Here is a 236-nt window from a genome sequence, read left to right on the forward strand (position 1 = left end):
AGGCGGGCCTTGAGGAACTGGTGACAGAGGGCAGTGAAGGCGTGCTCTGCGCAGAGGCCGGCGGTCCGACGCCTGGCATGGGATGCGCGGGCAGGGGAATCATCACGGCCTTTGAGGCGTTGGAAGATAGACATGCATTTGATATTTACCGGCCTGACGTGGTGATATATGACGTGCTGGGGGATGTGGTGTGCGTAGGATTTGCAATGCCCATCCGCGAGGGGTACGCGGACAAG

General features: G+C 60.2%; 1 pseudogene. It reads left to right on the forward strand.

Going from position 1 to position 236, the window contains the following annotated elements:
- Window positions 1-236, forward strand: a pseudogene (locus LK536_RS59090) (nitrogenase iron protein); the annotation flags it as partial.

This window comes from Clostridium pacaense, assembly GCF_020709765.2.
Classification (GTDB): domain Bacteria; phylum Bacillota; class Clostridia; order Lachnospirales; family Lachnospiraceae; genus Enterocloster; species Enterocloster hominis.